The sequence below is a fragment of the Streptomyces sp. NPDC002785 genome (genome assembly GCF_040295565.1).
Lineage (GTDB): Bacteria > Actinomycetota > Actinomycetes > Streptomycetales > Streptomycetaceae > Streptomyces.
Genome location: NZ_JBEOVN010000003.1, coordinates 102,451 through 111,086, shown reverse-complemented (window position 1 = coordinate 111,086; position 8,636 = coordinate 102,451). Strand labels below are relative to the sequence as shown.

The 8,636-nt window shown below is 68.6% G+C and carries 7 protein-coding genes and 2 pseudogenes; 6 read left to right on the top strand and 3 right to left on the bottom strand.

Features of this window, described 5'->3' with window-relative positions; all coding sequences use genetic code 11:
* The first annotated feature begins 570 nt into the window (after positions 1 to 570).
* The 3 genes and pseudogenes from ABTZ94_RS01985 to ABTZ94_RS01980 all read left to right on the top strand — a co-directional run bounded on the left by ABTZ94_RS01985 (position 571) and on the right by ABTZ94_RS01980 (position 1,868).
* Positions 571 to 768 (top strand): hypothetical protein, encoded by a 198-nt coding sequence (locus ABTZ94_RS01985; RefSeq protein WP_351196505.1) that lies wholly within the window; start codon positions 571 to 573, stop codon positions 766 to 768.
* A 45-nt stretch (positions 769 to 813) separates the two neighbouring features.
* Complete coding sequence (locus ABTZ94_RS37730; protein ID WP_502967163.1) at positions 814 to 1,176, top strand: helix-turn-helix domain-containing protein; 363 nt, start codon at positions 814 to 816, stop codon at positions 1,174 to 1,176.
* Positions 1,167 to 1,868, top strand: a pseudogene (locus ABTZ94_RS01980) (IS630 family transposase). The gene ABTZ94_RS37730 and the pseudogene ABTZ94_RS01980 overlap by 10 nt, the downstream one beginning before the upstream one ends.
* A 139-nt stretch (positions 1,869 to 2,007) precedes the next feature.
* On the opposite strand, the gene ABTZ94_RS01975 reads toward ABTZ94_RS01980, so the two are convergent.
* On the bottom strand, positions 2,008 to 3,339 hold the full coding sequence (locus ABTZ94_RS01975) for a type III PLP-dependent enzyme domain-containing protein (protein WP_351196503.1): 1,332 nt from the start codon (positions 3,337 to 3,339) through the stop codon (positions 2,008 to 2,010).
* Positions 3,340 to 3,573: 234 nt separating this feature from the next.
* Here ABTZ94_RS01975 and ABTZ94_RS01970 point away from each other — a divergent pair, with 234 nt between their 5' ends.
* Complete coding sequence (locus ABTZ94_RS01970) at positions 3,574 to 4,944, top strand: APC family permease (RefSeq protein WP_351196501.1); 1,371 nt, start codon at positions 3,574 to 3,576, stop codon at positions 4,942 to 4,944.
* Positions 4,945 to 5,006: 62 nt separating this feature from the next.
* Here ABTZ94_RS01970 and ABTZ94_RS01965 read toward each other — a convergent pair whose 3' ends face one another.
* Complete coding sequence (locus tag ABTZ94_RS01965) at positions 5,007 to 5,600, bottom strand: response regulator (protein ID WP_351196499.1); 594 nt, start codon at positions 5,598 to 5,600, stop codon at positions 5,007 to 5,009.
* Between the two features lie 193 nt (positions 5,601 to 5,793).
* Between ABTZ94_RS01965 and ggt the strand changes: the two genes are divergently transcribed.
* Complete coding sequence (ggt, locus tag ABTZ94_RS01960; RefSeq protein WP_351196497.1) at positions 5,794 to 7,569, top strand: gamma-glutamyltransferase; 1,776 nt, start codon at positions 5,794 to 5,796, stop codon at positions 7,567 to 7,569.
* A gap of 10 nt (positions 7,570 to 7,579) precedes the next feature.
* Here ggt and ABTZ94_RS01955 read toward each other — a convergent pair.
* Positions 7,580 to 7,957: pseudogene (locus tag ABTZ94_RS01955) on the bottom strand (transposase); the annotation flags it as partial.
* Between ABTZ94_RS01955 and ABTZ94_RS01950 the strand changes: the two are divergent.
* On the top strand, positions 7,917 to 8,525 hold the full coding sequence (locus ABTZ94_RS01950; RefSeq protein WP_502967162.1) for an NUDIX domain-containing protein: 609 nt from the start codon (positions 7,917 to 7,919) through the stop codon (positions 8,523 to 8,525). The pseudogene ABTZ94_RS01955 and the gene ABTZ94_RS01950 sit on opposite strands and share 41 nt — an antisense overlap.
* Positions 8,526 to 8,636: the final 111 nt, after the last annotated feature.

Sequence of the window (8,636 nt, the reverse complement as noted above, 5' to 3'; positions counted from 1 at the left end):
CGCAGATCTGCGTCCGGCGGCTGACGTCTCAGAGCATGACGAGCTGGATGCTTCTTCTGGCCCCCCAGACGTTCTTCCATGTCAGCCCTGGGTATTCAGCGTAATTCGGTGATCTGACGCCCCGGGTAGCAGAAAGGTGCCGCTGACCTGCAAGGATGCGAGTGTTGAGTCCGTATCCGCTGCGAGTGTCAGGGCACCAATCTGGTGAGTGAGCCTACAGGGTGGGACCGGCGGCTGCCGTAGTCGCCGACGGGAGGGGGCTGGTCGGGCATGCCGGGGCGGTGTTGCTGCGTCGGCTGGCGGACCGTACGGGGCTGACGTCCGCGCTGGCACTGGTGCTGCAGGGCGGAGGCGGCCACGGCTGGCGTGATCGTGGTGCGGTGCTGGTCCAGCTCACGGTCGCGATCGCGTTGGGGGCGAGGAACCTCGGCGAGGCTGAGGCCCTGCAGGCCCACCATCAGGGGCTGTTCGGGCCTGCGGTGTCGGGCTCCACTGAGGTGTCCCCCGGAGTGTGGACACAGAGCGGTGGCCGCAGATCTCGGTATCACCGCGGAATCGCTGCGGACGTAGGTGCGCAAGGACGAGACCCAGGCCACGCCCGAGGGCCGCGACGGCAGCGTGAGCGCTGCCGAGGAGCTGGCTCGGCTGTGGGTGGAGAACGTCCGGCTGCTCAAGGCCGAGCAGGAGTGGCAGCTGGAGCGCGAGATCCTGCGTCGGGCAGCTGCCTATTTCGCTCGGGATTGTGTCCTGAACACGAAGGGGAATTGACAGTATGATCCGAAACGCTTGTGATTCTGGGTTGTTGAGCTGGGTGTGAGTGATCTGGTGGGGGACGCGCGGCACTTGTCGCCGTCGGCGCAGGAGGTGCTGCGTCTTCGGGCGGTGGTTGCGCTGGTGGCGGGGCGGGAGAGGGAGGACGTCGCGGCAGTGTTCGGAGTGTCGCTGAAGGCCGTGGGCAACTGGTGGGCGCGGTGGCAGGCCGGTGGTCGCGACGCGCTGCTGGCACGGCCGAAGGGCCGGCCGGTGGGGGTTCACCAGGTCCTGGCGGAGGGCGAGCAGGCCGCGGTGCGCCAGGCGGTGCTCGACCACCGTCCGTGTGATGTGGGCCTGGTGGGGCAGTTGTGGATGCGGCGTCTGGTCGGTGACCTGATTGCGAAGCTGTACCGGTGCGGCTGACCGAACCGGGAGTGGGCAAGTACCTGAAACGGTGGGGCCTTTCCTTCCAGCGGCCCGACAAACGGGCCGTGGAGCAGGATCCCGAGAAAATGGCCCGCTGGCATGAGGAGACCTGGCCACAGATCCGCGCCCGGGCGGGGGCCGACGGTGGCGAGATCCTCTTCGCCGACCTGGTCGGAGTGTGCTCCGATCAGGTCACTGGCCGGACCTGGGGCAAGAAGGGCAGGACTCTGATCATCGTGCGGCGCACCGGCAACCGGTTCTCGGCCAACTCCATGTCCGCGATCAGTACCAGGGGCCGGATGTACTTCATGGTCTTCACCGAGTCCTTCGACTCGGCCATGATGTGCCGCTTTCTGGACCGGCTCGTCGGACACTTCGACCGCAAGATCCATCTGGTGGTGGACGGGCACTCCGCGCACCGCTCGAAGAAGGTGAAGGACTGGCTCGCCGACCACGCCGAGTAGATCGAGCTGCACTTCCTGCCGCCGTACTCGCCCGAGCTGAACCCCGATGAGATGGTCAACGCGGACCTCAAGCACAGGCTCCCCAAGAGCCACCAGGCCCGCAACCAGGACCAACTCGCCGCCGAGACCGCCGGTTCTTCCGCCGCCGCCAACGCCAGCCCCACATTGTCCGCGGCTACTTCCACGGCCCCCACGTCCGCTGCACCCTCAACGCGAACCCCTTGAGTTTCTGATCAATATCTGGTATTAACGCTGGACCTGCTGCCCGATCCCGTCTATCTGGACGACATCGGCGTCCTGCTGCTCGCGCTGCGGTCCTTGCACGCGGCCGCAACGCGGAGCCGCTCCATCAGGTGACGGGTGCTCAGTTGCCGCCCGACTCGGCGATCAGCTCCTCGATGGTCTGCGCCCGGCGGATGACCGTGAAGTGCGGTGCACCGGCGGCGTCGAGGTCGAAACCGTAAATGGCGGGCCGGAGCAGGCTGTTGTAGCCGAAGGGCGTGGAGGCGTAGTACGCGCCTGTGTCCAGGAGCGCCGCCAGATCGCCCGGCTCCAGCGCCGGCAAGGCGCGGTCCCGGGCGATCAGATCGCCCGCGAAGCAAGCGGGCCCGGCCACGTCCTGGTGGATCACCGGTCCGGTCTTGCGCCGGCCGTCGGACCCGTACGCCGCGACCCGCAGCGGCCAGGACTCGGGGGCGAACACCGTCCGGGTGGCGACCTGCACACCGGCGTGGGTGACCGCGATCCGGCGGCCGCCCGCGTACTTGGTGTACTCGACCCGGGCAAGCAGCAGCCCCGCCTTGGCCAGCAGTGAACGGCCGAACTCGGTGACGATGCCGTAGCGGCCGTCGAAGAGCCCGGGCACCTCCGCGGCAAGCAGCTGCGCGTAGTCGCGGTGGGAGGGCGTGACGGCGTCGGAATCGAAGTTGACGGGCAGCCCACCGCCGATGTCCAGCGTGCTGATCTGCTGCCGGCCCGCGGCCGCGTTGATCTCCTCGGCCAGTTCGTACGTGACCCGGACGCCGTCCACCAACCGGGCGAGGGAGATGCCCTGCGAACCGGTGTGACAGTGCAGTCGGTTCAGCCAGGGGCGGGCCGCGAAGGCCTCCAGAAGCCAAGCCCGCGCGCCCTCGTCCCGCAGCGCCACGCCGAACTTCGAGGTGGCGGTGGCGGTGCTCATCGCGTCGATACTGCCCGCGCCGAGCTGTGGGTTGATGCGTATGCCGATCGGCGCGGTGGGCGCGCTGGCGGTGCGCTGGGAGTCGATCCGGGCGAGCTCCTGCGGGTTGTCGACGTTCACCGCGATGCCCTGGGTGAGGGCGGCCTCCAGTTCGGCGACGGTCTTGGCCGGGGAGTCGAGGACGATCCGCTCTGCGGGTACGCCCGCCGCCCGGGCCAGCGCCAGTTCACCCGGGCTGGCCACCTCGCAGCCGATGCCGAGACCATTGAGCTGCCGCAGTACGGGCACCAGCGATGCCGCCTTGACGGCGAACGTGTGCTGAATGCGCTGTGGCTGAGCGGCCACCTCCGCGAAAGCCTCGTGCAGGGCGCGGGCCGAAGCCCGGACGGCCGAAAGGTCCAGCAGGGAGACGAGTGGTCGGTCCTCGTCGAGCAGCCCGTGCCCCACGGCGGAGCCGACCATCAGGTCGTACCGGGTGGGAGCGGGGGCTTGTTTCGTGCCGGTGACGTAGTCCATGGCGGCGAGCCAAGCACAGCGCGCCGACAGCCCAAAACGTGGTTACGGCAGATCCCTTGGCGGCTGGGGAGGCGGTCATCCCGCAGGGATGATCCGGCCGCACCGAGGCCCGTCATATGGTTCCCCGGCAGTCGGAGACCCCCTTCTCCGGCCCCACCGCGCGGACCCGAGGCGCGGCGTGACAACGGGTACTTCACACCTCCTTCGAGATCCCGAACGGGGCGACGCCTTCCCATGACTACACCGCCAACTTCCCCCTCCGGCCCAACTGCCGCTACGGAAAGACCCGATGACAGCACGCCGCTCAAGAGAGCCATCGGCCCCAAGCTCCTGATCCTCTTCGTCATCGGAGACATCCTCGGCACCGGCATCTACGCCACCACGGGCAAGGTCGCCGGAAAGATAGGCGGCGCGATCTGGCTGCCGTACGCGATCGGCTTCGTCGTCGCCGCACTGACCGCCGCCTCCTATGTGGAGCTCGTCGGCAAGTACCCGAAGGCCGCGGGTGCCGCGCTCTACACCCAGAAGGCCTTCAAGACCCCGTTCCTGACCTTCATCATCGCCTTCATGGTGATGTGTTCGGGCCTGGCCTCGGCCAGCGCCGCGGCCCGCGCCTTCAGCGGCGCCTACCTCCAGGAATTCGTCGACATCTCGCCGACGCTCGTCGCGATCCTCTTCATCGTCGCGCTCGCGGCGCTCAACCTCCGCGGCGTGGCGGAGTCGGTCAAGACCAACGTGGTGCTGACCATCGTCGAGGTGACCGGCCTGCTCGTCATCATCGGAATCGGCGTGGCGGCTGTCGTCACCGGCGAGGGCGACGCCTCCCGGCTGACCGACTTCGAGGCGAGCGGCACCGGAACGGCTCTGATCACCGGTGTCCTCGGCGCCACGGCGCTCGGCTTCTTCGCCTTCGTGGGATTCGAGGACTCGGTCAACATGGCCGAGGAGACGAAGGATCCGACCCGCAGCTTCCCCCGTGCGATCTTCCTCGGCGTGGCGGTCACCGGCACGATCTACCTGCTGGTCGCCGTCGTCTCCTCCCTCATGGTCAGCCACACCGACCTGGCCGAGTCCTCGGGTCCGCTGCTCCTCGTCGTCAAGGAGAGCGGTGTCGAGTTCCCGCCGAAACTCTTCGCCCTCATCGCGCTCTTCGCCGTCTCCAACTCGGCCCTCATCAACATCATGATGGCCTCCCGGCTGTGCTACGGCCTCGCCAACGAGCGCGTGCTGCCACGCGCCATGGGCAGGGTCCTGCCCGGCCGCCGCACGCCGATCGCCGGCATCCTCTTCGTCACCGCGCTGGCCATCGGCCTTGTCTCCACCGGCGAGATCGAAGGCCTCGGCGATACGACGGCCTTCCTGCTGCTCTGTGTCTTCGCCGTGGTCAACGTCGCCGTGCTCGTGCTCCGCAAGGACGAGGTCGGCCACCGCCACTACCGCGCGCCGACCTGGGTCCCCGTGGTGGGCGCGATCACGGCGGCCATCCTCGCCAGCCCACTGGCCGACCGTGCCGCGGAGGTCTACATCCGCGCCGGCGTACTGCTCGCCATCGGCATCGCTCTGTGGGGCGTCAACAAGCTGGCCCTGCGCAGAGCGAACGACTGAGATCCGTGGCCGGGGCCGGCGACCGGCGGGCATTCCCGCCGTCCGCCGGCCCCGGCCACGGATCAGAAGAGATCGCGCCGGCTGGCGAGGCCGAGCTTGCGCAGCAGCCCGCGTACATGCGTCTTGACCGTGGGCAGCTGGAGCTGAAGGGTCTCGCCTATCTGCGCGTTGCTGTAGCGCAGCAGCATCAGGCCGAGCACCTCCTCCTCCCGCGGCGTCAGCCCTGGTGCCCCGCGCGGCCGGGCGCGCGCGGCGCCTTCCGCGGGGGCGGCCGACGGCATCCACACCCGTCGGCCGCGGTAGGTGTCCCGGATGCTGGTGATCAGCTGGCGCCGGTCGGTGCGCCGGTGCACGAAAGCGTCGGCTCCCGCGAGGAAGCAGGTGGAGGCGTCCGCCGCCGAATCGAAGGCGGTGTAGACCAGCACGGCCGGCGGCTGCGGCAACCGCTTGACGACCCGGCACACCTCCGGGCCGCGCAGCTCGCCTTCGAGCCGGAGCGCCAGGATGAGCACATTCGGCGTCAGCGCGTGCGCGGCCGCAATTGCGTCGGCGACGGTGCCCGCCTCGCCGACGATGGTCATATCCGGCTCCATCTCGACGGCTGCCCGCAGTCCGAGCCGAACGATCGGGTGGTCCTCCACCAGCAGGATGCGCATCTCAGCCCCCAAAAAGTGACGGCAGTGTACTGCCGCATCGGGCACCACGGGCCGTGGCCGCCCCCTCATCCTTCAGGGATGAAGACGTGCATGACAGCACAGACTTACGCTCCGCACGGAAAAGCGACCCTCAAATCCCCAAAAATTAAAGGGAGTTGCCTTGCTACTGACTAGTTGGCGTCCTCGAGTCGCGGTGACCACCGCTGCCTGCGCCGTGACTCTCGCGCTCGTCCCCGCCCACCACACCGTCGCCGCATCCGCACGGACACCGGACAAGCAGCCGGTGGCCATCGGGACCGGCGGCGCGGTCGCCTCGCTCGACCCGTACGCGACCGAGTCCGGGCTCGAGATCCTGCGCGCGGGCGGTAACGCCGTCGACGCCGCCGTGGCCGTAGCCGCCACACTCGGCGTCGTACGCCCCTACGACGGCAGCATCGGCGGCGGTGGCTTCATGGTGCTGCGCGACGGCAGCACCGGCAAGATCACCACCATCAACTCCCGCGAGACCGCGGGCTCGCAGGTGACGCCCGAGCACTTCCTGGATCCGGCGACGGGTGAGCCGCTGTCGTTCACCGAGGCCCGCCGCTCCGGGCTCTCCGTCGGTGTCCCCGGCACCGTCGCGGGCTGGCAGTTGGCGCTGGGCAAGTACGGCACGATGAACCTGGCCGAGGTGATGGATCCGGCGACCATGATCGCGAAGCGGGGCTTCGTCGTCGACGCGGAGTACCAGGCCCGTACCCAGGACAACTTCAGCTATCTGAACGCCTTCACCAGCAGCCAGGACACCTGGCTGATCGACGGTGCGGCGCCGAAGGAAGGCACGGTCTTCCGCAACCCGGACATCGCTAGGACCTACGAGCTGATCGCCAGGGACGGTGCCGACGCCTTCTACAAGGGCCCGCTCGCGAAGGCCATCGCCGATGCCGTCACCAACCCCCCGGTCTCGGGCACCTCGCCCACCGAGGTACGCCCCGGCAAGATGACAACGGAGGACCTGGCCTCCTACCGAGCCACCGAACTCGCCCCGACGCACTCCGACTACAACGGCTATGACATCTACGGCATGGCAGGTCCTTCCAGCGGTGGTACGACGGTCGGCGAGATCCTCAACATCCTCGAACCGACGGACCTGTCCGGCCTCTCCGAAGAGGAGATCCTCCACAAGATCATCGAGGCCTCGGCCCTGGCCTTCGCCGACCGCGAGGCCTATCTCGGCGACCCCGACTACGAGTCGGTGCCGTACAAGGGCCTGATCTCCGACGAGTACGCCGCCGAGCGCCAGGCCCTGATCACCGACGCCGCCTCGGCCAAGCCGGTGGCCTCCGGCAACCCGTGGCCGTACGACGGTGGCGCGGGTGTGGGCCTGGACCTCGCCGCCAACTCGCCCGCCGGCGGCCAGACGACCCACCTCACCGTCGCCGACAACCAGGGCAACATCGTCAGCTACACCTTCACCATCGAGGGCATTGCTGGCAGCGGTATCACCGTGCCCGGCTACGGCTTCCTGCTCAACAACGAACTGACCGACTTCAGCTTCGACCCCAAGCACCCCGCCAACGCCCCCGCGGGCGGCAAGCGCTCCCGCTCCAGCATGAGCCCGACCATTGTCCTGAAGGATGGGGAGCCGTACGTGGCGCTCGGCACCCCGGGCGGTTCCCGCATCATCACCACGGTGCTTCAGCTGCTCGTCAACCATCTCGAGCTCGGCATGCCGCTGCCCGAGGCCATTGCCGCACCGCGGATCTCGCAGCGCAACACCACCTCCACCGAGCTGGAACCGCCGCTGTACAACTCTCCGACAGTCGACGCCCTGAGGGCACGGGGTCAGAAGGTGTCGCAGAACGTGGTGATGAACAACGCGACGGGTGTGTCGTTCCTGCCCGACGGCACCATGCTGGCGGCCGCGGAGCCTGAGCGTTACCACGGCGGCGCCGCCGGCGTCGTCCGTCCCACTGGGGCGCAGTACTGACTTCGGCTGCTCAGGGTGACGGTGGATCGTCGAGGGTCAGGCCGGTGCCGGCTATGAAGCCGTCGAGGGTGGCCGGCCGGTACTGAAGGCGTTTGAGCCGGTTGCGTACGAGGGCTTCGAGTCGGTCGAGGGCGACGACGGCGAGGTTGGCGAGGCTGCGTTTGACGTGTGCCCATACCCACTCGACGGGGTTGAGGTCGGGCGAGTAGGCGGGCAGCAGGAACACCGTCAGCCAGGCCCGTTCGGCGATCAACTCTCTTATGACGTGGGAGACGTGGGTGTTCAGGCGTTCCCAGACCAGCACGATCGGTGCCTTGACGAGCTGATGGGTGCCGTCGATCAGCGCGATGAAGTCGTGCTCGCCCATGCTGCGGCGCCGGCTGGGACCGCGTCGACTACATCCCCGACCCGCATCGGTCGCTGACCTCCGCTTCGTCTTCTACGCTGTCCACACCCCCGGCACAGACGCACCCTGGCAGCCCAAGACGGACGTCAGCCTCACGGAGCTCAAGGGCAAGGTGACGGACCTGGACGGACAGGCAACTCCCCTGAACGCCTCTGCGCTGATCTACAACTCGTACGGTGAGTACCTGCTGCACCTGCGGGACATGCGGGAGGATATCTGGGCACCAGGGTGCTGGGCCCTGCTGGGCGGCGCCCACGAGCCCGGCGACCGTACCCCCGAGGACACGATCCGGCGCGAGCTCAGAGAGGAAGCAGGCATCGCTCCCAGGCGGCTGGAGGCGTTCCTGGACGAAGAGGTCCAAGACGCAGACGGCCTGACCGTGCCGGTCCGGATCTTCGCCACGCTCTGGGACGGCGACCCGGCCCGGCTCCGTCTGACCGAAGGCGTGATGCTCGCCTGGTTCCCTCCAACCACCGTGCCCCGCCTCCGCCTTGGCGGAAAAACCCTCGACCTGATCCAACGCCACGCCCGCACCCCTGCACGCGGATGACGCACGGCCCGCGCGCTCGCCCCCCTGTCCCCACAAGCCCCCCTTTCCGCGCCAAGCATCAGGCGAGTACTCGCCCGAGCTCTTCACCCATCTCACCACCCGGCTTGGCCC

Excerpts from the sequence above, each read along its gene's own strand:
- ABTZ94_RS01975 (WP_351196503.1), bottom strand. The coding sequence starts at position 3,339 with ATGGACTACGTCACCGGCACGAAACAAGCCCCCGCTCCCACCCGGTAC.
- ABTZ94_RS01970 (WP_351196501.1), top strand. The coding sequence starts at position 3,574 with ATGACTACACCGCCAACTTCCCCCTCCGGCCCAACTGCCGCTACGGAA.
- ABTZ94_RS01950 (WP_502967162.1), top strand. The coding sequence starts at position 7,917 with ATGAAGTCGTGCTCGCCCATGCTGCGGCGCCGGCTGGGACCGCGTCGA.
- ABTZ94_RS01965 (WP_351196499.1), bottom strand. The coding sequence starts at position 5,600 with ATGCGCATCCTGCTGGTGGAGGACCACCCGATCGTTCGGCTCGGACTG.